Annotated in this window: 22 protein-coding genes; 13 read left to right on the plus strand and 9 right to left on the minus strand. The window is 48.6% G+C overall.

Going from position 1 to position 21560, the window contains the following annotated elements:
- Positions 1-20: 20 nt before the first annotated feature.
- From NG833_RS00720 to NG833_RS00730, 3 genes are all read left to right on the plus strand, one after another.
- Positions 21-500 (plus strand): flavin reductase family protein, encoded by a 480-nt coding sequence (locus NG833_RS00720; protein WP_254563415.1) that lies wholly within the window; start codon positions 21-23, stop codon positions 498-500.
- A 66-nt stretch (positions 501-566) separates the two neighbouring features.
- Positions 567-917 (plus strand): phenylpyruvate tautomerase MIF-related protein, encoded by a 351-nt coding sequence (locus NG833_RS00725; protein WP_254563416.1) that lies wholly within the window; start codon positions 567-569, stop codon positions 915-917.
- 514 nt (positions 918-1431) lie between these two features.
- Positions 1432-2511, plus strand: a complete 1080-nt coding sequence (locus tag NG833_RS00730; protein ID WP_254563417.1) for a Gfo/Idh/MocA family protein — start codon at positions 1432-1434, stop codon at positions 2509-2511.
- A gap of 138 nt (positions 2512-2649) precedes the next feature.
- On the opposite strand, the gene NG833_RS00735 is transcribed toward NG833_RS00730, so the two are convergent.
- From NG833_RS00735 to NG833_RS00760, 6 genes are all read right to left on the minus strand, one after another.
- On the minus strand, positions 2650-3003 hold the full coding sequence (locus tag NG833_RS00735) for a type II toxin-antitoxin system PemK/MazF family toxin (RefSeq protein ID WP_254563418.1): 354 nt from the start codon (positions 3001-3003) through the stop codon (positions 2650-2652).
- Between the two features lie 2 nt (positions 3004-3005).
- Positions 3006-3236 (minus strand): hypothetical protein, encoded by a 231-nt coding sequence (locus NG833_RS00740; RefSeq protein WP_254563419.1) that lies wholly within the window; start codon positions 3234-3236, stop codon positions 3006-3008.
- Between the two features lie 176 nt (positions 3237-3412).
- Complete coding sequence (locus NG833_RS00745; protein ID WP_254563420.1) at positions 3413-3688, minus strand: hypothetical protein; 276 nt, start codon at positions 3686-3688, stop codon at positions 3413-3415.
- 269 nt (positions 3689-3957) lie between these two features.
- Complete coding sequence (locus tag NG833_RS00750) at positions 3958-5364, minus strand: NAD(P)(+) transhydrogenase (Re/Si-specific) subunit beta (RefSeq protein WP_254563421.1); 1407 nt, start codon at positions 5362-5364, stop codon at positions 3958-3960.
- A complete protein-coding gene (locus tag NG833_RS00755) occupies positions 5361-5654 on the minus strand; it encodes an NAD(P) transhydrogenase subunit alpha (RefSeq protein WP_015151532.1) in 294 nt (97 codons plus the stop codon). The genes NG833_RS00750 and NG833_RS00755 overlap by 4 nt, the downstream gene beginning before the upstream one ends.
- Before the next feature lie 279 nt (positions 5655-5933).
- Entirely contained in the window at positions 5934-7079 is a 1146-nt protein-coding gene (locus NG833_RS00760; protein WP_254563422.1) for a Re/Si-specific NAD(P)(+) transhydrogenase subunit alpha, read from the minus strand.
- A gap of 610 nt (positions 7080-7689) precedes the next feature.
- On the opposite strand from NG833_RS00760, the gene NG833_RS00765 reads away from it, so the two are divergent.
- Positions 7690-7938 (plus strand): hypothetical protein, encoded by a 249-nt coding sequence (locus tag NG833_RS00765; RefSeq protein ID WP_254563423.1) that lies wholly within the window; start codon positions 7690-7692, stop codon positions 7936-7938.
- A gap of 125 nt (positions 7939-8063) precedes the next feature.
- On the opposite strand, the gene NG833_RS00770 is transcribed toward NG833_RS00765, so the two are convergent.
- Positions 8064-8318, minus strand: a complete 255-nt coding sequence (locus NG833_RS00770) for a hypothetical protein (protein WP_254563424.1) — start codon at positions 8316-8318, stop codon at positions 8064-8066.
- A 99-nt stretch (positions 8319-8417) separates the two neighbouring features.
- On the minus strand, positions 8418-9095 hold the full coding sequence (gene sufR / locus NG833_RS00775) for an iron-sulfur cluster biosynthesis transcriptional regulator SufR (protein ID WP_254563425.1): 678 nt from the start codon (positions 9093-9095) through the stop codon (positions 8418-8420).
- A 362-nt stretch (positions 9096-9457) separates the two neighbouring features.
- On the opposite strand from sufR, the gene NG833_RS00780 reads away from it, so the two are divergent.
- The 6 genes from NG833_RS00780 (at position 9458) to NG833_RS00805 (ending at position 16091) form a co-directional block, all read left to right on the plus strand.
- A complete protein-coding gene (locus NG833_RS00780) occupies positions 9458-9820 on the plus strand; it encodes a ferredoxin-thioredoxin reductase catalytic domain-containing protein (protein ID WP_254563426.1) in 363 nt (120 codons plus the stop codon).
- Between the two features lie 233 nt (positions 9821-10053).
- On the plus strand, positions 10054-11493 hold the full coding sequence (sufB, locus tag NG833_RS00785; protein WP_254563427.1) for a Fe-S cluster assembly protein SufB: 1440 nt from the start codon (positions 10054-10056) through the stop codon (positions 11491-11493).
- A gap of 118 nt (positions 11494-11611) precedes the next feature.
- Positions 11612-12400, plus strand: a complete 789-nt coding sequence (sufC, locus tag NG833_RS00790) for a Fe-S cluster assembly ATPase SufC (protein ID WP_254563428.1) — start codon at positions 11612-11614, stop codon at positions 12398-12400.
- Entirely contained in the window at positions 12400-13773 is a 1374-nt protein-coding gene (gene sufD, locus NG833_RS00795) for a Fe-S cluster assembly protein SufD (protein ID WP_254563429.1), read from the plus strand. Before sufC ends, sufD begins: the two co-directional genes overlap by 1 nt.
- Positions 13774-14166: 393 nt before the next feature.
- Positions 14167-15429 carry a SufS family cysteine desulfurase gene (locus tag NG833_RS00800; protein WP_254563441.1) on the plus strand — a complete coding sequence of 421 codons (1263 nt, stop codon included), beginning with the start codon at positions 14167-14169 and terminating at the stop codon, positions 15427-15429.
- Positions 15430-15572: 143 nt separating this feature from the next.
- Positions 15573-16091, plus strand: coding sequence for a DUF29 family protein (locus tag NG833_RS00805; RefSeq protein ID WP_254563430.1), 519 nt, complete (start codon positions 15573-15575; stop codon positions 16089-16091).
- Positions 16092-16442: 351 nt separating this feature from the next.
- On the opposite strand, the gene NG833_RS00810 is transcribed toward NG833_RS00805, so the two are convergent.
- On the minus strand, positions 16443-17066 hold the full coding sequence (locus tag NG833_RS00810) for a Uma2 family endonuclease (RefSeq protein WP_254563431.1): 624 nt from the start codon (positions 17064-17066) through the stop codon (positions 16443-16445).
- A 1175-nt stretch (positions 17067-18241) separates the two neighbouring features.
- Here NG833_RS00810 and NG833_RS00815 point away from each other — a divergent pair.
- The 3 genes from NG833_RS00815 (at position 18242) to NG833_RS00825 (ending at position 21128) form a co-directional block, all read left to right on the plus strand.
- Entirely contained in the window at positions 18242-20260 is a 2019-nt protein-coding gene (locus NG833_RS00815; protein ID WP_375293868.1) for a PatA/PatG family cyanobactin maturation protease, read from the plus strand.
- Between the two features lie 247 nt (positions 20261-20507).
- Entirely contained in the window at positions 20508-20732 is a 225-nt protein-coding gene (locus NG833_RS00820; protein WP_254563432.1) for a cyanobactin biosynthesis system PatB/AcyB/McaB family protein, read from the plus strand.
- 177 nt (positions 20733-20909) lie between these two features.
- A complete protein-coding gene (locus tag NG833_RS00825; RefSeq protein WP_254563433.1) occupies positions 20910-21128 on the plus strand; it encodes a cyanobactin biosynthesis PatC/TenC/TruC family protein in 219 nt (72 codons plus the stop codon).
- Positions 21129-21560: the final 432 nt, after the last annotated feature.

Genomic DNA, 21560 nt, shown 5'->3' on the forward strand with positions numbered 1-21560 from the left:
ATCAAGAGATAGGTAAAGCCTTGCTAGACGAACAAGCGAAAAAAACAATCCTCCGCAAGATTCCCCACGGACTCTATATTTGCGGGGTCAAAGATGGAGAAAATGTCAACGGATTCACCGCCAGTTGGGTGATGCAGGGGTCCTTTGAGCCACCCTTAGTCATCAACTGTGTTAAACAAGATTCCGGGTCCCATGCCATGATTGAAGCCAGTGGCGTCTTTGCTCTGAGTTTCTTAGAAGCGGGACAAAAAGACTTAGCCCAAAAATTCTTTAAACCCCAGCGCCGGGTGGGGGATAAATTTGAAGATGTGGAGTTTTATTTGGGAGAAACCGGCTGTCCGATTATCTCCGACTCCCTAGGGTATGTGGAATGTAATGTGGTGGGTTCGGTGAAAAAGGGCGATCACACGGTGTTTGTCGGCGAAGTGATTGCCGCAGGAGTCCACCGGGAAGGGGACCCTTTATTGCTGGAAAGCACTGGATGGAATTACGGCGGATAATTTGGGATAGAGACTGTTTCGGGATCCCGATTTGAATCAGAAAGACGCAAGTTAAAAGGTCAATTTATGCCCCTGATTAAAGTTCAAACTTCCGTGTCTACACCGGAGAATGATGCAATTGCGACCCTGCTCAAGGGACTTTCCTCCAGCTTGGCGAAGCATCTGGGAAAACCTGAATCTTATGTGATGACGGCGTTTAATGCGGATGTCCCGATGACATTTGCCGGGACTTTTGACCCAGTATGCTATATCGAGGTTAAGAGTGTGGGGACGATCCGTCCGGAACAAACCCAGTCGATGAGCAAAGATTTTTGCAATAAGATTCACCAGGCGATCGGGGTTCCGCAAAATCGGATCTATATCGAATTTACCGATGCCGAGGGTTCCATGTGGGGCTGGAATGGCTCCACGTTTTAAATTTTAGCCGGATTCATGAGGGTCTACTGTTAGCAATTGTAGGGTGGGCACTGCCCACCTTTCCCTACGGTGGGCAGTCAAGCAATTGTAGGGTGGGCACTGCCCACCTTTCCCTACGGTGGGCAGTGCCCACCCTACGTTTACTTTCCCTACGGTGGGCAGTGCCCACCCTACGTTTACTCGGTTCCCCATTCAATCAATCGGACTAAAAGCCGGGTTTGTGACCCTCATTTGTTGCCCATGAGGAGAAATTGGGTCCAGAAACCCGGTTTGTCTGACTGTGACTGTAGCGCCCCATTGAGGGTGGCTTTTTTTGAGGGGTAAAGGGAGATGGAGAGGCTCTCTCCCTCGGAAATCCGTTTCCGACTCTATACTGGAGGGGGTCGAAAATGTTGTAAAACTTTACAACTGGAGCGCCTGTGATACTATCGGGTTGGTGTGCGAGGTTAGATGCCTGTCAAGCGGCTCTGACTAATGGTGGTGGAGGAGACATCAAGGAGTGCAAAATAATCCCATGAAAGCTCGGCAATTGAATCATCATAACCCAAAAACTCAACCGGAACCCTTGCGAATTGGGGTGATCGGCGTGGGCAGTATGGGACAGCATCATACCCGCGTCCTCAGCTTGCTTAAAGATATTGAATTAGTCGGTGTAGCTGATGTTAATGTAGAGCGTGGACTCGATATTGCTAGTAAATATCGGATTCGCTTTTTTGAAGATTATCAAGATTTGCTGCCTCATGTGGATGCGGTTTGTATTGCGGTTCCCACGCGCCTGCATCATGCGGTGGGAATGACCTGCCTGCGATCGGGGGTTCATGTTTTAATTGAAAAACCAATTGCTGCCAGCATCGCTGAAGCGGAATCCCTGGTAAATGAGGCAGCAGAATCGGGATGTATCTTGCAAGTGGGTCATATTGAACGGTTTAATCCCGCATTCCAGGAATTGAGCAAGGTTCTTAAAACCGAACAAGTTCTGGCGATCGAAGCCCACCGCATGAGTCCCTACAGCGATCGGGCAAACGATGTCTCCGTCGTCTTGGATTTAATGATCCATGACATCGACCTCATTTTAGAACTAGCTGCCGCCCCTGTTGTGCGATTAACTGCTAGTGGCAGTCGCACCAATCAAGACACCTCAGAAGCTAATTCTTATTTAGATTATGTCACGGCAACCTTGGGATTTGCCAATGGCGTGATTGCCACCGTCACCGCAAGTAAAGTCACTCACCGAAAATTACGACGCATCGTCACCCATTGCAAAAACTCCCTAACTGAAGCTGATTTTCTCAACAATGAAATTTTAATCCACCGGAAAACCACAGCGAATTATATGACCGAATATGGTCAAGTGCTATACCGCCAAGATGGCTTAATCGAAAAAGTTTATACCAGTAATATTGAACCCTTACACGCCGAATTAGAACATTTCATCCAATGTGTTCGCGGCGGCAATCAACCCTCAGTTGGTGGAGAACAAGCCCTGAAAGCTCTGAGATTAGCTAGTTTAATCGAACAAATGGCCCTCGATGGTCAAGTCTGGAATGTCGATAATTTAGAGTTCGTCAAACCCACCGGAGTCAGTTTTGGGTGATGGAAACACATTTAAAGAAATTATTTAGGGGCAATTTATCTACTGCCCCGCATCCAGTTGGGAAGGTTCAAACTCATCTAATTTATTTAGACTTGCTCTGCGATGGGGGGTAAGTCATGATTCTCTAACCAGACATGGCTATAAATCATATCCCAATGTTATCAAAACGACCGCTTCTAGTTGGATGATTGTTTCAGCATTAAGCTGCCCCAACTTCCGAATTAGCCGAGTTTTATCTAATACGCGCATTTGAAAACATAAGGCCACTGAATCCTCGGCTAATCCGCCATCTCCTTGGGCGATCGCCAGACAAATTGGCAAGGCGGCACGACGTTGGTTTGTTGTAAGGGGAATGGCTAGGGTTGTTGTGGAAAACTGAGAAACAATATCATTTTGGAATATAATTACTGGGCGAATCCCCGCTTGTTCAGAACCTTGAGTAGGATTGAGATTTGCTAACCAAACTTCTCCCCGTTTAATTGGGTTCGTCATGCTTAATCTTCCTGACCCAGAAGTTCTACATAATCATCCATTCCTGCTTCTGCCAGAGTGCGGTCTTCTTCCGCAAACTCAGTTGCCAGGGAAGCAAGCTGGGTGGCGTTGAGGTTGACACGATGGCGTTGATCTCGAAATTTGAGGAAGGCAATAAAATCAGCAACGGCACGAAGTTGCTCGTCACTCAGGCGATCGAGGTCTTGCTTAATTGTTTCGCTCGTGATTGTCATCAGATTGAGGTCAAAGGTTTACAAAGGATTGGTTGATGATATAACGGTTCCCATAGTTATGAGGTACATTTTGGAGTGGGTAAAGCCTACGGCATCAATGAGTTTGGACTGACGGTTCTCATTTGCAACAACAATCGAGAGAGTTGCTTCACAGTTTGGATTGACCCGACCCGGCATCATCCTGGTTTTCTCAGACTCCTTGCACCAAACCGATCAACAGCCCGATGTCCGATGCGAACGATCCAAGGTTGGGCTTCTGGAATCCGTTTAAATAAGCGATCGCTGACATCCAAGATTTCATCAGCTACTTCAAAAGCGCCGGTTTCAATATCGATCGCCACGATTTTGCCCTGATTCCCCGCTTCAACCTGTTGGCGGATTTGAGTTTCATACCAGTGATCACCCCTTCGGGCAAATTCTTCTTTACTATACCGAGGCTGACGGACTGTCATAATTTCAACGTCTCCTTTGCGGTTTCCCCATCCTAATTATAGCGTTTTCCACTGTTATGATATCCTTTATTAAGGAGTGCGGTAAGCAAAGCTATGCCGTAGGCTTTGCATCGCTTACCGCACTCCTTAATAATTAATAGCATCTGTACTCCTGAGTTCGGGAACTGCTATAGCAGTTTTAAACCCCTAATAATAAATATAGGGGCGAGAAAATGACTCGCCCCTATATTTAAGGTTAATTCTGCAAGACTGTGTAAGTCTTAATTCACTTACAACTGCTTGACTTCTGAGACCAACTTGGTAATCACATCTTTTGCACTACCAAACAGCATCATGGTCTTATCTTTGTAGAACAAATCATTGTCAATTCCGGCAAATCCGGTACTCATACCCCGTTTGATGACAATGGTATGACTCGCTTTATCGACTTCCAAAATGGGCATTCCATAGATGGGACTGGCGGCATTGTCTCGGGCGGCAGGATTGACTACATCGTTTGCGCCAATGACTAAGGCGACATCAGTGCGATCGAATTCGGCATTGATATCTTCCATGTCATACAACTGTTCGTAAGGCACATTGGCCTCTGCTAGTAAGACATTCATGTGTCCAGGCATCCGACCCGCTACGGGGTGAATGGCATATTTGACTTCTACACCCAATCGGTCTAATTGGTCGGCCAATTCTCGGACGGCGTGTTGCGCTTGGGCGACGGCCATGCCATATCCGGGAACGATGACGACGGAACGGGCATATCCTAACATCATCGCACTTTCTTCGGAGTCGATGGAGCGCACGGTTTTATCTCCCGTGTCACCGCCGGCAGCGGCTGCACCGCCACCTTCCCCAGTTCCGAAGGCGGCAAATAGGACGTTAGTGAGCGATCGGTTCATCGCTTTACACATAATCACGGTCAGGATGATCCCCGAGGCACCGACTAAGGCACCGGCGACGATCAGCATATTATTCATGACCACGAAACCGGCAGCAGATGCCGCTAAACCGGAAAAGGAGTTTAACAGGGAAATCACCACGGGCATATCCCCACCGCCAATGGGAATTACGAACATCACACCCAGGACTAAGGAAACGCCGGTTAAGGCCAAAAATACTGGGGTATTTAAGGGATTGAAGGCTAAATATACACTGCCAACGAGGAAACCGCCGAAGAGGAGGGCGTTGACAGGTTGTTGCAAGGGAAAGGTAATGGGTCTGCCGGTGACGAGTCCTTGCAGTTTAGCAAAGGCCATGAGAGAACCCGTAAAGGTAATCCCCCCAATTAAGATGCCGAGTAAGGCGGTGATGGTGGTATCCAGGGGCGGTTGCTGGAATTTTTGATAGTAGCGCCAGAATTCACCGACGGCAATGAGGGCCGAGGCAGCACCCCCAAATCCGTTGAAGAGACCGACCATCTGTGGCATGGCGGTCATTTCCACTTTCTGGGCGGAGACAACCCCGATCGCGGAGCCGATCGCAATCCCGATTAAAATCATCTCGTAATTGAGCACTTGGCGATCGAGCAAGGTGGCAACGATCGCCAGTAACATCGCCACCGATGCTAATAAATTTCCGTTCCGGGCTGTAGCTGGAGAACTCAACTGTTTCAGACCGACGAAAAATAAGGATGATGCTACTAAATAGCTTAACTGTATGCCAGTTGGGATGAAGTCGCTCACGCTTTTACCTCTTTTTTCTTGAACATTTGCAACATCCGATCGGTCACGAGAAATCCACCGACTACGTTAATAGTCGAAAACACGACGGCAATTAATCCTAAAATCACCGTCACACTCCAATCCCGGTCTCCGGCGACGATGATCGCACCTAATAGGGCAATCCCGGAAATTGCATTCGCCCCGGACATTAAGGGGGTATGCAGGGTGGGTGGTACTTTGTTGATGACTTCAAATCCAGCAAATGAAGCTAGAACGAACACAAATAAAGCAGAAATGATGGCTTCGGGCATCTTGATTCAATACTCCGGTTGATGGATGATTGGGGAAATATTAGGGGTATTTGGATTAAGGAGTGCGAGCATCTTGCTCGCTAAGATTAACATTAGCGAGCAAGATGCTCGCACTCCTTAATCCAAATTCGGTTGTCAAAGACCTAACTTTACTCTTCAGCCTGCGAAGGCAGGCTTCGTCCGTATAGCCCCACCCTTGAGGGTGCGGGGTTTTATAGACTTGAAGAAGAATGTCAGGATAAATTGTTGACCTTCATCCTTGATGTTCCTCTGCAAAAATTACACCTTTCCCCCGACGACTTCTAGGGCTTCCCGCACTCGGGAGTTGCGAATTTCATGACCGTGGGCAACGCAGGTACTGCCGATAATTTCGTCAGAAAAATCTAGGTTTAAGGCGTTGTCTTTGATCATGTACTGAATGAATGTGGCGATATTTTTTGAATACATTTGGGAAGCATGGACGGGCATGGAAGCGGGTAAGTTAATCGGACCGACAATGGTGACACCATTGCGAACGATATCTTTTCCGGCTTCGGTATAGGCGCAGTTGCCTCCTTGTTCAGCAGCTAAGTCCACGATCGCCGACCCGGGTTTCATCCGGGCAAACATTTCTTCGGTAATCAGTCTTGGCGCTTTTCTGCCGGGAACTTGTGCCGTGGTAATCACAATATCCGCAGCAGCTACCGTATCGGAGAGCACTTCCTGGGTGCGCCGCTTGGATTCTTCGGAAATTTCTCGGGCATATCCCCCTTCTGCCACGGTTTCTTCATCAAGTTTGACCTCGACGAATTTGGCCCCAAGGCTTTGCACTTCTTCTTTCACCGCAGGGCGAATGTCAAAGGCTTCCACCACGGCACCCAGACGACGGGCGGTGGCGATCGCCTGTAATCCGGCCACCCCTGCACCCATCACCAACACTTTCGCCGGTCGAATGGTGCCTGCCGCAGTAGTTAACATGGGGAAGAATTTCGGGGCGGTGGCAGCCGCCAGCAGGACCGCTTTATAGCCAGCGATCGCCGCTTGGGAGGAGAGAGCATCCATGCTTTGGGCTTTCGTCGTCCGGGGGATCATTTCCATACTGAAAGCGGTGATTCCCCGTTGGGCGAGGCGATCGACGATGACTGGATTTCCCAGGGGATTCAGAAAGCTAACCAGGGCACTGCCTTCGCGCAGTTTGTGAATTTCCTCTTCCCTAGGGGCAGCCACTTTCAGCAATAAGTCTGCTTCTCCCCACAGTTGAGCGCTATCGGCCACAATCTTAGCGCCAGCGGCTTCATAAGCGTCATCGTAAAAAAACGATTGCTCTCCCGCGCCCGCTTCCACGAAAATTTCTAGTCCGGCTTTGACTAACCGCGCCACCATATCTGGGATTAAGGCAACGCGACGTTCTCCCACTTCGATTTCTTTTGCTACAGCTATTTTCATCGTTTCTCCTTAGGGGTGAGACCCATTAAATTTGTGCGGGGGACTGAACAAGACAGGGGGGGTAGCCTCTCTTGGGGGGTGACTGAGGGCTACCTGGGCTTTTTGAGTTCAATTCTCTCAAGGGTGTGAAGTTTACTAATTTTTTGGGGGGTGGCTGATCCCGGAGGGATGGTGCTTTTTATGAGCAATGGTAGAGACATCCGTGGTACTTTCTACAGGTTAGGGAGTGCGCTTCAAGTTGAGAAACCATGACAACTGTCAACTGATTGCTGAGAAACCGGGGTTGAGCTTTTGGCGTTTTGCATCGTATTCGATCCCCACACACTTGGCCATTTTTTATCGGTTCTGAGTAAATTTATCAGGAAAAACGGAAGCGTTCCCCGTCTCAAGGAGCGGCAGGGGTGCGATCGCCATCGACCGCCCTGCTTCGAGATGAGTTTAGATGGGTCATCCCTGCTCTGTCAACCGGGGGAATCCGTAACCTTTGCCCTCGATATTAGCGTTTTTTTTTGGTGCTTGTTCGGCTGAATTCCCCTTTATCTCGGAGTTTTAATATAAATTCAGAGAACTTTATCTTTGTTTGCTGACAAATCTGTAGAAAAACTTATGTTTGGGAGAAAGGATCCGATTAGTTGATGGGGATCGCTCGGTTTACGGTGCGATCGGTCTTCAGAACCTTCAGTTCTCCGGTCCCCTCCCCTTGGCAAGGGGAGGGTTAGGGTGGGGTTCACGCGCAAGTGGCGATCGCCACTTGCGCCTCACTCTTAACGGTTTAAGCACCTGTATGGAGGCTGGAGAAACCTCTTTCTTCGCCAATCGCGCCCCTACACGAAACTCCACCCACTCCTTCCTCAACTGACGCGCGGTAAGCGGAGCTATCCCGTAGGGAATCGCGCGTCAAGAGGACCCCACCCTAACCCTCCCCTTGCCAAGGGGAGGGGACCGGAGTGACTCTTGTAAGCCCTGAAGGGTGTGGCCCCCCCATTACCATTTCAAGAAAGCAGCTTCGGGACCTTGCTCATAACGCAACTTGGCATCTTTCTCAAACCAAGCAATGATCTCCTCATGGGTGAGGGACTCCATTGGCACTCCTGAATCTGTAGCGATATGTCGGAGTAACTTCAACGAAGAAATCGTCAGGCGAGTTAAAAACTTTTCATGGGACGCCAGGAGAGCGCCATCCACGGCGTAGGACTCTTCTGGGGTTAAAAATTGGGCAGAGGGTTCAGCAGAAGCCATAATTTTTTTTATTTAGACAGCATAATATGGATGCCGCAGTTTGCGACAACAGCAGCAATTTTAACCCTTCAGGTTACAGGTTGAGGGTTCTGGAAGCGCTTAAAGGGCCGATCGCGCCTTGGACGATTGCAGGGTAATCAAATAGCCGCAACGGTGTTCTCCGTCAATCATCCAGTAAGTCCTTTCCACGGTGCAATCGGGGAGGATTGCCTCAAACATTTCCAGTTCATGTCCACAGACGCTGGGAAACGACTCCGCCACGGTGGAAATGGCGCAGTTATGTTCCGTCAGCAAAAAGCAGTCGCCACTGTTGGACCCCTCCGCTTCCACCCGATGGACTTCCGCCATATAGCCTTCCGCTTGGCGGAGTTTGACTAATCCCGCCACCCGTTCGGATAAGGGCTGATTTCCTAGGCGATCGCGGTAATGAATGGCTTTACGTTCCCACTGCTTCCGCAAAATTGAAGTCATCTGGTCCTCCCCCATCGTTTCTGCCAGGGTCCCTAGGAGGGACACGGCAAAATCATCATATTGATTGGGGAAGAAATCTTTCCCCTTGTGGGTGAGTTCATATTGATGCTGGGGTCGTCCCATCCCCGCCTGCACTGCCTTATGGCGAATCAATTCCTCCGCTTCCAGGTCCTTGAGATGGCGGCGAATCGCTTGGGGGGAGATATCTAAAACTTCGGCTAACTCTTGAGCCGTGGCGAGACCCTGCTTTAATAAGTATTGCAGGATATCTTCTTTAGTGGAAGGTTGCTGAGTAGTCGTCATCATCTTGCCTGTAGTCAAACGCCAAAACGCTCGAAAAAATCTATTGCCGACTTTGACAACACACTTGTTGCTAAAGTATTCTAAAATAGAATTAAGCAACCGGCGTGTTGTTTTAACCCTATTATATATAGACGGAGGGCAAGGATGCCCAACCAGGCAAAGAGAAAGAATCCAAAGGACGGGAGATCAGGGACTGGTGATTGGGAACGATAACAGCAAACTGCCCCCCAGTAAAGAGGGCGCAGTCCCTGGCTGAGAGTTCACCGATTGACTCATTCAAGGGGCGATCGCCTGAATCTGACCTCAACCTTCCCCTAAACCGGGGATCCTTCCCCGCAAATTTGCTCGTTATATCAACCTGGATAATGACTTTAGAACAGCCTACACAACAAGCCACCGACAAAAACCTAGAAGCGATGCGGCACTTTTCTGAGCAGTACGCCAAACGCACTGGGACCTACTTCTGCTCCGATTTGGGCGTTACTGCCGTCGTCATCGAAGGATTGGCGAAAAACAAGGATGAATTGGGTGCACCCCTATGTCCCTGTCGCCACTACGAAGACAAAGAAGCCGAAGTCAAAGCCACCTTCTGGAATTGTCCCTGCATTCCCATGCGCGAGCGCAAAGAATGCCACTGTATGTTATTTCTGACCGATGATAATCCATTCGCTGGCAAAGAACAGAACATTTCGTTTGATGAAATTCGCGAAATGACCAATCAATCTTAACCCTTTGCGAACACTTTAAATGTTCTAAGGCGATCGGCACAGCAAAGATTAGAAACCGGGTTTCTTTACAAAATTTATCGCTCAATTGCAGCAAATCTAGAGAAGAAACCCGGTTTCTTGTTCCCCCGCTCTAACCCTAAGCCGACGTTCTAGGAGCCAATTCAACCCTCCAGTTGACTCAGTTCCACCCCCTGCCTTGAATCCGATTGTAGAGAGAACACCGAACTAAAATCATGACTGCTACTACTGCAAAAACCCTTGTTAATCAACCCTATAAATATGGATTCATCACCGACGTTGAATCCGACACTTTACCCCCCGGCATTAATGAAGATGTCGTGCGGTTAATTTCGGCCAAAAAAGAAGAACCGGAGTTCATGTTAGAATTCCGCCTCAGAGCCTTTCGGCAATGGCAAAAAATGGCCGACCCCACTTGGGCGCACGTTAACTATCCCCAAATTAATTATCAAGATATCATCTACTATTCCGCTCCCAAGAAAAAGCAAAAACTGAATAGCATGGATGAGGTTGACCCTGCCATTCTCGAAACATTCGAGAAACTGGGAATTCCCCTCTCAGAACAAAAGCGCTTGAGTAACGTTGCCGTAGATGCCGTCTTCGATAGCGTTTCCATCGCCACCACCTTTAGAGCAAAATTGGCCGAAGAAGGCGTGATTTTCTGCTCCATTTCTGAAGCCGTCAAGGACTATCCCGAACTGGTAAAGCAATATCTGGGCAGTGTCGTTCCCGTCGCCGATAATTACTTTGCCGCCCTCAACTCTGCGGTGTTTAGCGATGGCTCCTTTGTGTATATCCCCAAAGGCGTCAAATGTCCGATGGAACTCTCCACCTATTTCCGGATTAACAACGGTGAATCGGGGCAGTTTGAGCGCACCTTGATTATTGCCGAAGAAGGTAGCCATGTCTCCTATTTGGAAGGCTGCACAGCCCCCATGTTCGACACGAATCAGCTTCATGCTGCCGTGGTGGAACTCGTGACATTAGATAATGCCGAAATTAAATATTCCACGGTCCAAAACTGGTACGCTGGAGATGAGAATGGCAAGGGCGGAATTTATAATTTCGTCACCAAGCGCGGACTCTGCAAAGGCAAAAATTCTAAGATTTCTTGGACTCAAGTCGAAACGGGTTCAGCAATTACTTGGAAATATCCCAGTTGTATGTTAGTGGGGGATAATTCTGTAGGAGAATTTTACTCCGTCGCCCTCACCAATAACAAACAACAAGCCGATACCGGCACCAAGATGATCCATATTGGCAAAAACACCCGCAGCACGATTATTTCTAAGGGAATTTCGGCAGGTAATTCTTCCAATAGCTATCGCGGATTGGTGAAGGTTTCACCGAAAGCCCAAGGCGCACGCAACTATTCCCAATGTGATTCTATGCTGATTGGGGACAACGCTCAGGCGAATACTTTCCCCTATATTCAGGTGGAAAATGATACAGCCAAAGTAGAACATGAAGCCTCTACTTCTAAGATTGGAGAAGATCAACTGTTCTATTTTGCCCAACGGGGAATCTCGCCGGAAGATGCGGTTTCTATGATGATTAGCGGATTCTGCAAGGATGTGTTTAATCAGTTGCCGATGGAATTTGCGGTAGAAGCCGATCGCTTGTTGAGCTTGAAGTTAGAAGGCTCAGTGGGTTAAGGGTTCGGGACTGTTTCCCAGTAGCGCAGGGATTGAGGGGAGGCGATCGCCCCTGATGGCTCGCCTCTTCTGACCCTCGGATTTAGGTTGTTCAATGGAAGGAATTGATTGAAGAGAAATGATTAAAGAAGGTAGTCCAGTAATTCTGTCCGTTCGCGATTTAACCGCGAATGTGAATGATACCCCCATTCTCAAAGGCTTTAATTTAGAAATCAAGGCGGGAGAAATCCATGCCATTATGGGACCGAATGGTTCCGGAAAAAGTACCTTTTCCAAGGTGCTATCGGGTCATCCCGCCTACGAAGTCACCGGGGGAGAGGTGATTTTTATGGGTCAAAATCTCCTAGAGTTGGAACCGGAACAACGCTCCTTAGCCGGAGTATTCTTGGCATTCCAATATCCCTTGGAAATTCCCGGGGTAAGTAATTTAGACTTTTTAAGGGTTGCCTACAATTCTCGCCAAAAATATTTAGGGTTAGAGGAAGTCGATGCCTTTGATTTTGAAGACATCATTGAAGAAAAGCTGGACGTGGTGAAGATGAATCCAGCCTTCCTCAACCGCAGTGTGAATGAAGGATTTTCCGGCGGGGAAAAGAAGCGCAACGAAATCCTGCAAATGGCACTGTTAGAGCCAAAATTAGCCATCTTGGATGAGACAGATTCCGGCTTAGATATTGATGCTTTGAAAATTGTGGCAAATGGGGTAAATCAGTTATCTTCTGCAGATAATGCAGTGTTAGCCATTACCCACTATCAGCGCTTGCTGAATTATATTGTGCCGGATTATGTTCATGTCATGGAAGGGGGTCGAATTTTGACCACCGGCACCAAAGATTTGGCGTTGGAATTGGAAGAACGGGGCTATGATTGGGTGGTAGAAGCCGATCGGGTGAAGGCAGGTGTGTAATGGTTATAGAGGTTTCTAAAAAACCCCAGGTGTCTTATTTAGATGAATTGTTGAAACAGGCAGTCGCCTCTCCTGCGCCGGTGGTGAATCCAGAGTATGGAATTGCACCCCCAACGGCAGCGTTATTGCAGCAGGTGCGGGATAATGCAGCAACCTGGGTGCGAGAATTGGCAATGCCGACTCGCAAAGATGAAGAATGGCGAGTTACAGATTTGTCTGGGTTGCAGGCATTGACATTCCAGGCAGCACCTCCGGAGGCAATTCCGACGACTGGAGTCGCGCCTTTTGAGTTACCCGAAATGCTAGACAGCCGCTTAGTGTTTGTCAATGGCTGTTATTCGGCTGAACTTTCCAATGTTTCTGGGTTACCGGAAGGAATATTTGTCGGCAATCTAGGACAATTGCCAGAATCGTTGCAGACTGATTTGCCAAAATACTTGGGAAATGTTGACGGCAATAAAGAGGTGTTTACTTCTTTAAATACTGCTGGATTAATGGATGCGGCAGTGGTGTGGATTGCCAAAGATGTGGCAGTTGATAAACCAATTCATCTGTTATTTATGGCAGTTCCTGGGGATCAACCCCGGTTAGTTCAACCCCGCTGTTTGGTGGTGGCACAACGGGGAAGTCGCTGCACCCTGATTGAAGAATATGTGGTTGCCGATGACGATTCCTGCGGCAATTTTAAGGGGAATGCGCCTTATTTTACCAATGCTGTCACGGAAATCTGGGTAGCCGAAAATGCTCAGGTGACTCATGCTAAAATCCAGCGTGAGAGTACGAACTCATTCCATATTGGCAAGACTGCGATCGCCCAAGCGAAAGATAGCAATTATTCCTGTACCGCAGTTTCCACCGGCGGTTTACTTTCCCGGCATCATCTGGAAGTGTACCAACAGGGGGAAGGAACCTATACCACCCTCAACGGATTGGCGATCGCCGCTGGGAAACAAGTCAGCGATACTCACAGTGCGATCGTGCTCAACCATCCCAATGGCACCACCAAACAACTGCACAAATGTATCATTGATGATGCAGCACAAGGCGTGTTTAATGGCAAAGTCTTTGTACCGAAACCGGCACAACTCACTGATGCCAGCCAGTTGAATCGCACGTTATTACTCTCGCCGAAAGCAAGAGTGGATACCAAACCCCAACTGGAAATCACCGCTGATAACGTCAAATGTTCTCACGGTGCCACCATCAGCCAACTGGAAGAAGATGAACTCTTCTACTTGCGGAGTCGCGGATTAGACCCTGTGATGAGTCGCAACCTGCTGATTGATGGATTTGCTGGAGAAATTCTGCAAGAATTACCCTCCGGTGCCTTGCAAACGAAAATTTCTCGATGTGTTGCTTGCAAAAGTATCTAATTTCTCCATAACCCGGCAGTTTTGATGACGGGCGAAGCGGTGAAATCAGTATCGAGGAATTTATCGATGTAGAGACGTGAACTATTGCGTCTCTACCACCTCCAGTCTCAAAATTATAAAAAATTATGATAACAAATTTTTCTGTGAAATGAGCTTTAAATAACCCGCAGGCTCAAGCCTGGGGCTATACGGACGAAGCCTGCCTCCGCAGGCTAAGAGAGAAACTCAAATTGTGAAATGAGATTTCAATAACCCGCAGGCTAAAGCCTGGGGCTATACAGACGAAGCCTGCCTCCGCAGGCTAAGAGAGAAACTCAAATAATGTTCTGTTAATTTTCTCTAACTGATTTTTTTCACATTTCCAACCCATTCATCCTTTATTCACTCATGACCATGATAGTTACCCGAGAAAAAACATTAGCTCAAAAAGTTCGCCCGGATTTCCCGATTTTAAATCAAGAAATTCATGGCAAACCGTTAGTTTATTTAGATAACGCCGCCACTTCCCAAAAGCCGGTGCAGGTTTTGGATGCCTTGCGCCATTACTATGATTTTGACAATGCCAACGTCCATCGAGGAGTTCATACCCTGAGTGGACGTGCTACCGATGCCTACGAAGGGGCCCGAGAAAAAATTGCCAAATTTGTCAATGCGGCATCGGAACAGGAAATTATCTATACCCGCAATGCCAGCGAGGGAATTAATCTCGTTGCCAATACTTGGGGAGTGAGCAATATTCGGGCAGGAGATGAAATTATCCTCACCGTGATGGAGCATCACAGCAATTTAGTTCCTTGGCAAATTTTAGCCCAAAAAACAGGAGCGGTTCTCAAATTTGTCGAACTCACGGACAGCCAAGAGTTTGATATGGACCAATATAAAACCCTGCTTTCGGAGAAAACGAAGTTAGTAGCAGTGGTTCATATTTCTAATACCTTGGGTTGTATTAATCCGGTGAAAGAAATTGCTGCGCTTGCCCATGAACAGGGGGCAAAAGTTTTAATTGATGCTTGCCAAAGTATGCCGCATCTGCCGATTGATGTCCAGGAGATGGATTGTGATTGGTTAGTGGCATCGGGACATAAAATGTGTGCGCCGACAGGGATTGGCTTCCTGTATGGCAAACTGGCAGTGTTGCGATCGATGCCGCCCTTTTTAGGGGGAGGGGAGATGATTGCCGATGTATTTTTGGACCATTCCACCTATGCGGATGTGCCTCATAAATTTGAAGCGGGAACGCCTGCGATCGGGGAAGCGGTAGCGTTGGGTGCGGCAGTAGACTATCTCAGCAGCATTGGCATGGATAAAATCTATGACTATGAGAAACAGTTGACTGCCTATTTGTTTGAGCAACTCAACCCCATTTCTGATGTCAAAATTTACGGACCTCAACCTAAAGCAGATGGTTCAGGACGAGCGGCATTAGCTTCCTTTACCTGCGGAACAGTCCATCCCCACGACCTTTCCACGATTTTAGATCAGGCAGGGGTAGCGATTCGTGCCGGACATCATTGCACTCAACCCTTGCACCGCGTCATAGGCGCACAATCCACCGCCCGAGCGAGTTTGTATTTCTACAATACCACAGAAGAAGTTGATGCGTTTATTGTGGCATTAAAAGAGGCGATCGACTTTTTTGGCGGCATATTTGGGTAAGTTAATTGAAAGGGTGGGCCATTGCTCACCTTCAGCAGTTCCGCATATTTGAAAAACCAAACCTCTATGTAGGGGCGATTCGCGAATCGCCCCTACATAGAGGGAATGGGTAAGCCCTGACCCTTTAACTTGGGGGAGTCATCATGACGCAAGAATTAGCCGATTTAAGAACCCGTATCTTAGAGGGACGCTATCAAGATGCTTTGACACTGCTAGATGAACTAGATGGCATGAGCAAAAAAGCCATTCTCAGAGCCATTAAATCTTTTGCGATTAGAATGCTATTGCATTTAATTAAAAATCAACTAGAACAGCGCCTCACGAATTCTTGGGCGGCTTCCATTCGGGGTTCAATTTTAGAAATCCAAGACCTCAATTTAAAAGAAAATCAAACCTCTTACTATATAAAATCCGATGAATGGAATAGCCTCTTAACAGAAGCGATCGAGGTAGCCATTCGGGATGCCAGTGTGGAAGTGCTAGAAGGGGCATATTCACCATTTCAACTCTCAAACCGGGTGAATCGGCCCGAAGTGATGGCTATAGCCCAAGATTTGTTAAGCCTAATTTATACCCATTCAGCCTTAGAACTACCTGAAAAAGTGGATGAGAAACTCAGCCATTTACCGGGAGGAGAAACCTGGAAAGAAGGTCGGCAATGAGAAAACAATCATCTACTGACTGCCATTAGGGGAAGACCAGATCATGTTCTGTCTCTGCCTAAACTCTCACCCGCAGGACTTACCCCTATTTTAAATTTTGAAACCGACGCGAAAATGTAGGGGCGATTCGCGAATCGCCCCTACATTTTTGGGGTAATGCGTAAATAAAAACCCGCACCCTGTTCTTGAGGCGTTCCAGAACGAAAGGGTCTGGCTTTACGGATTGAGCGTGGCCGGGATGCGAAGGGCTATAGCCTGCCTTAACCCGCTAATAGAAAAACCCGACTTTTGACCCCAGGATTTAGTATCAACAAGAAAAACATCTGCCCTTCCCTGCGCCTCAAGAACTCCTCACTGCTGCCTCAAGTGCCGAATTGCTGCGCTAGTATTGCGTTGATAGGCAATTTCCAAACATCGGGCGACGATATCAGCTAGGTTCACCTCTGGGAAGTATTGACTTTGGGATTTGACCTCATACTCATCGCCTTGAAGCTGGTAAATCAACAGTTGTTGTTGACGAAATAACCAGACCTCTGGGACTCGATAGGGGAGATAATCCTGTACATTTGAATAACTGGTCACATCAATTTCTAACACCAAATCGGGCGGGGGGTCGTTGCGCCAATCAATCCGTTCTTTGCCCGAAACCGCTTGCCAATGGTCAATGTAAAAACAATAGTCCGGCTCGATGCCGCTTTCTTCTGGCAGTTGCATTGTGACTGGCGTAAAGGCATCATATTCCTGTTCCTGGTTATCCAGCAACGTGGTGATGATGGCAGCAATCAAATGAGCATCACGTCCGTGTTTTGGCAAGGGAGACATCAGCCACACTTCTCCAGAACGATATTTAATTCGGGGAATGGAACCGTCCCCACGGCGATCGCATAAAGCTTGATACTCCTGCCAGGTTCCCGGTAGCCGAATCACACTGCCCGCTGGCAATTTAATTTCTTCAGGAGAAATCACCGCATACATGGCTAGTTTCCTCGATACAATGGGCAGATTTTACCCCTCCTATTTTAAATCTTTCAGATGTTCAATTCAACCTATAGCGTTTCTCATGTCCATAAGGTACAGCGATGGCGGCCCCTTTCTCGTTGGCGACCCCAAAAGGGAGATGGGCTTTAGAACATACCCCATGAGTCTGGGAACCGCTATAAAAGAGGCCCTAGTGCGTCGGTATCTTCCAGAGAAGACAACCAGGTTGCTTAACAAAAATGTTGGTGATTAGCAATAGTAATGGTTAAGGAACCTGGTTTGTTGTCCTAGCTTATCTAATCCTGTCCCAAGCCCTAGCCCAAGCCAAAAGGTCGATTAAGAATTAATGATAGGACTGGCGCAGATTTTGAGAATTCACGATAAATGCAGAGGCATCTAAGGGAAACGCAGCTACATTTATGGTTTACTGTTAAAGATTAGATAAGTCCTGAATATGGAATGGGAGCAAATTACTGATTTAACTGATGAGTGTCTGTGGATTCTTCAGTTTCTTGGGGCCTCCTGCCAACAATGTTCCTGAATTGAGACAATTTGCACAATGTGAAACCCTCATTCATGGATACTAATTATTCCCCAAATCTTAGCCACTCACTTAGCCAAGAAATTATGCATCTTTAAGATCTTCCCCAGATGCTCAAGCTGTGATATAAACTAAATATTCTATTGACATAAGATCTTTCATAGAACATCTGGCATACTGTTTGCCAATAACTATTTAGATGTCTGAAAACCTTTTGTAGCAAGGCTTTCAAAATTTAAGTGAGGTCCAAACTAACAGTTCATTCTCAATAAGCACCAAAAAATAAGGGTTTGTATTTTCTTGTTGAGAATGGATAAATAGCAGGTAGAGAAATGGCTAGAACCCCTACTAAACGAGGCTTGCAACCAAAGTATTCCGACCTGATTGTTCACGGGTGTCATATAAAATTGCGAGCCAGATGTGATGCTTCGACGGTACGCTTAAAACACCCAATCCTTACAAAGAATGATCTTCCTAGACTGGATTTAGTCTCAAAATTCTTACAAAATCCTTAAGGATCACTATATCTGTGTCATTTAAGCGGCGATACAGAATGTAGGATATAGAACAAACCCAAATAAATCGGCCCAATCCCGAATCGAAATCAAGCCTGTGTGCAGATTTACAGCCCATGCCAAACAATAGAGACGGAGCCAACGAAATAGCCCTATCTGCTGTTGCCGAACTTGCTGCTCTACCCGAGTTACAACTTATGAGCCAGGGAAGGTCGGAGATTTGCGTTGCCATCCTCGACGGCCCCGTTGACCGCGCCCACCCTTGTTTCCAAGGAGCAGACCTCACGGTTTTACCGACCCTGGTACCCCACGCCGCCCGCAGCGACGGGAGTATGTCCGGTCACGGCACTCACGTTGCCAGCATTATTTTTGGGCAATCCGAGGGAGGCGTTCCGGGCATCGCGCCCCGATGTCGGGGTTTGATTGTCCCCGTGTTTGCTGATGACCGCTGTAGTGCTACCCAACTCGACCTCGCCCGGGGAATTGAGCAAGCTGCCAACGCGGGGGCCCAGATTATCAACCTCAGTGGTGGTCAGTTGACTGACTTTGGCGAAGCTGAAGGCTGGCTGGAAAACGCAGTTCGCATCTGCCAAGAGCGAAATATCCTGCTGGTGGCCGCCGCAGGCAATGACGGATGTGAGTGTCTGCACGTCCCTGCTGCCCTCCCTTCCGTCCTCGCTGTTGGTGCGATGGATGCCAGAGGCCACCCCTTAGACTTCAGCAATTGGGGCTCTAAGTATCAAACCCAAGGTATCCTCGCCCCCGGAGAGCAAATCCTCGGGGCAAAACCGGGGGGCGGTACGGAACGGCTCAATGGCACTAGCTTTGCCGCCCCCATTGTTTCCGGGGTTGCTGCTTTGCTCTTGAGCCTGCAACTTGAGCGGGGCGAAACCCCTGACCCCGCCCGGGTGCGTCAAATTTTGTTGCAAAGTGCCCTGCCTTGCAATGTAGACCTACCCACGGATACCCAGCGATGTCTAGCCGGAAAACTGAATATCCCTGGAGCCATCACCTTACTTACTGGAGGAAATATGTCTGAAGAACTACAGGCGGCAACTGCCACAGGTGTAGAACCATCGGGCGGCTGCGGCTGCGGTGGTGGCCTGGTGGCAGATGCCCCGGCACCAGCCGAGGAGGGCCTATTACAACCCGCCACCATCCCGGAAGCTGCTGTCATCCCCAGCAACAGGGTTCAATCGTTCACCTCTACCCCAACTCAACTGAACACTATGACTTCTGCTAATAGTTCCAACGCCGTCACCCCCAGCCAAGCACCGAGCGACCTCGCATCCAGTCAATTGGTTTATGCTTTGGGAACTTTGGGCTATGACTTCGGTTCCGAAGCCCGCCGCGATACCTTTAAGCAACTGATGCCTGCCTTTGAGCTCGGTGGGGGCGTGATGGTCCCGGCCAACCCCTACGATGCCCGCCAGATGGTGGATTACCTGGCCAGCGATATCTCCGAGGCTCGGTCATTGATTTGGACGCTCAATATTGAGTTGACTCCGGTTTATGCGATCGAACCTAAAGGACCCTTTGCCCGGGAAACCTACCTGGCTCTGCAAGAACTCTTGGCGGGTCAAATCCAACCGGAAAATGATGACGACTACATTGAGCGGGTGAGTATTCCTGGTGTTCTCTCGGGACGCACGGTGAAGCTGTTCTCTGGGCAGGTTGTGCCGGTTATCGAAACCCAAAGCACTCGCGGGGTTTACGGGTGGAAGGTGAACAGCCTGGTTAATGCCGCTTTTGCAGAAGTACAAGCGGTGACGGAAGGAGCCGATCGCGATGCGATGAGCCGCACCTTGGATAGCTTCCTCAACCGGATTTACTATGACCTGCGCAACCTGGGTACTACCTCCCAAGACCGTGCCCTCAACTTCTCTGTCACCAATGCCTTCCAGGCGGCCTCGACCTTTAGCCAAGCGGTAGCTCAAGGGATGGAACTCGACAGCATCACTGTTGAGAAAAGCCCGTTCTGCCGGATGGATAGCGACTGCTGGGATGTGAAGTTGAAGTTCTTTGACCCGGAAAACAGCCGTCGGGCCAAGAAAATCTTCCGCTTTACCATCGATGTCAGCGATTTGATTCCGGTGACGTTGGGCGAGGTGAAGAGCTGGTCTTCGCCTTATTAATCTTCCAAGTTTGGGGTGGAGGAGAAAAATTGACTTTTCCGCCACCTCTCCCACCTTAAGCGCTCCTAGGGAACTCCAAAAAATGAAATATCCAAACAACCTGCACCCTAAAGGGTGGGGCTATACAAACGAAGCCCGCCTGCGCGGGCTAAATAGAGTTTTGTTAGGTGCGATCGCATCAAATTTGGAGGATTTATTGCTTGGAATACCCCTAGTCCCCATCTACAAACCCTACTGAGGCAACACAATGGCATTTCCAAAACAAGCCGCCCCCGTCAAGCGACCCCATTTCACCCAACCTGCTTTAGCTGTGGATTTAGAGGATGGGGAGATCGAGGATTTGGTCCAGATTCGGATGGACCTGCTGCATGGTGCTAACTACAATGACCCAGCGGTTTATGCCGATCGCAGCTACAACCAAGTCATGCACTCTGGCTTTGGTGGCTTTGCTCCGATGGGTCGGTTTTTCTAAGGGAACTCCAAAACATAAAATATCCAAAACGTTCGTAGTGACTCCGTTACTGAGTCATCTTTTAAAGAAACCCCGTCAAGGGGTTACTACAAACGTTTGAATGATTTATATTTTGCAATCCCCTAACCCCAAAGCCTTCACGATTTTTACCTTTGTTATAGGAATACGGAGACGATTATGGCGAAAAAAAACACCTCCAATAACACAGATCCTCAGCCGGAAACTTCACCCACTCCTGCGGAACCCGGGCTGCCCCCAGCACCCCAAAAATCCTACATCCCGACAACGATGACGGGGCTACAGGACTACTCCTACTGGTGGGAGTATGCCCGGGAACACGCCAAGAGCGCTAAACCCAATAGCAAGACATTTCGCCGAGGGCGGATTTGGGCCTAAGTCTGTAAAAACCCGCAGGCTGAAGCCTGGGGCTATACGGACGAAGCGGTGCCTGCGCGGGCTAAGTAAAAACCCGCAGGCTGAAGCCTGGGGCTATACGGACGAAGCCCGCCTGCGCGGGCTAAGAAAGAAAACCAACTTTTACCCACCGGATTTGTTCTCACCCCGTCACCTTACAAGAGTATGTTTTTACTTCCGGTCCCCTCCCCTTGGCAAGGGGAGGGTTAGGGTGGGGTCCTCTTGACGCGCGATTCCCTACGGGAGAGCTCCGCTAACCGTGCTTCAAGAGGAATGAGTGGGTGGAGATTTCTCGTACAGGCGCGATCGCCTCTCATGATTGCGTGGAATGGCGATCGCTCAAGAAGAACCCCACCCTAACCCGGACCTTGCTAAGGGGAGGGGACCGGAGGTGCAGTTCACTGTAGGAGTTCT

Source organism: Oscillatoria sp. HE19RPO, assembly GCF_024220515.1.
Taxonomy (GTDB): Bacteria; Cyanobacteriota; Cyanobacteriia; order Cyanobacteriales; family Laspinemataceae; genus Laspinema.

What these genes read in the sequence shown, in the direction of transcription:
- NG833_RS00725 (WP_254563416.1), top strand. Translation starts at nt 567, where the DNA reads ATGCCCCTGATTAAAGTTCAAACTTCCGTGTCTACACCGGAGAATGAT.
- NG833_RS00730 (WP_254563417.1), top strand. Translation starts at nt 1,432, where the DNA reads ATGAAAGCTCGGCAATTGAATCATCATAACCCAAAAACTCAACCGGAA.
- NG833_RS00735 (WP_254563418.1), bottom strand. Translation starts at nt 3,003, where the DNA reads ATGACGAACCCAATTAAACGGGGAGAAGTTTGGTTAGCAAATCTCAAT.
- NG833_RS00740 (WP_254563419.1), bottom strand. Translation starts at nt 3,236, where the DNA reads ATGACAATCACGAGCGAAACAATTAAGCAAGACCTCGATCGCCTGAGT.
- NG833_RS00745 (WP_254563420.1), bottom strand. Translation starts at nt 3,688, where the DNA reads ATGACAGTCCGTCAGCCTCGGTATAGTAAAGAAGAATTTGCCCGAAGG.
- NG833_RS00755 (WP_015151532.1), bottom strand. Translation starts at nt 5,654, where the DNA reads ATGCCCGAAGCCATCATTTCTGCTTTATTTGTGTTCGTTCTAGCTTCA.
- NG833_RS00760 (WP_254563422.1), bottom strand. Translation starts at nt 7,079, where the DNA reads ATGAAAATAGCTGTAGCAAAAGAAATCGAAGTGGGAGAACGTCGCGTT.
- NG833_RS00770 (WP_254563424.1), bottom strand. Translation starts at nt 8,318, where the DNA reads ATGGCTTCTGCTGAACCCTCTGCCCAATTTTTAACCCCAGAAGAGTCC.
- sufR (WP_254563425.1), bottom strand. Translation starts at nt 9,095, where the DNA reads ATGATGACGACTACTCAGCAACCTTCCACTAAAGAAGATATCCTGCAA.
- NG833_RS00780 (WP_254563426.1), top strand. Translation starts at nt 9,458, where the DNA reads ATGACTTTAGAACAGCCTACACAACAAGCCACCGACAAAAACCTAGAA.
- sufB (WP_254563427.1), top strand. Translation starts at nt 10,054, where the DNA reads ATGACTGCTACTACTGCAAAAACCCTTGTTAATCAACCCTATAAATAT.
- sufC (WP_254563428.1), top strand. Translation starts at nt 11,612, where the DNA reads ATGATTAAAGAAGGTAGTCCAGTAATTCTGTCCGTTCGCGATTTAACC.
- sufD (WP_254563429.1), top strand. Translation starts at nt 12,400, where the DNA reads ATGGTTATAGAGGTTTCTAAAAAACCCCAGGTGTCTTATTTAGATGAA.
- NG833_RS00800 (WP_254563441.1), top strand. Translation starts at nt 14,167, where the DNA reads ATGATAGTTACCCGAGAAAAAACATTAGCTCAAAAAGTTCGCCCGGAT.
- NG833_RS00805 (WP_254563430.1), top strand. Translation starts at nt 15,573, where the DNA reads ATGACGCAAGAATTAGCCGATTTAAGAACCCGTATCTTAGAGGGACGC.
- NG833_RS00810 (WP_254563431.1), bottom strand. Translation starts at nt 17,066, where the DNA reads ATGTATGCGGTGATTTCTCCTGAAGAAATTAAATTGCCAGCGGGCAGT.
- NG833_RS00815 (WP_375293868.1), top strand. Translation starts at nt 18,242, where the DNA reads ATGCCAAACAATAGAGACGGAGCCAACGAAATAGCCCTATCTGCTGTT.
- NG833_RS00820 (WP_254563432.1), top strand. Translation starts at nt 20,508, where the DNA reads ATGGCATTTCCAAAACAAGCCGCCCCCGTCAAGCGACCCCATTTCACC.
- NG833_RS00825 (WP_254563433.1), top strand. Translation starts at nt 20,910, where the DNA reads ATGGCGAAAAAAAACACCTCCAATAACACAGATCCTCAGCCGGAAACT.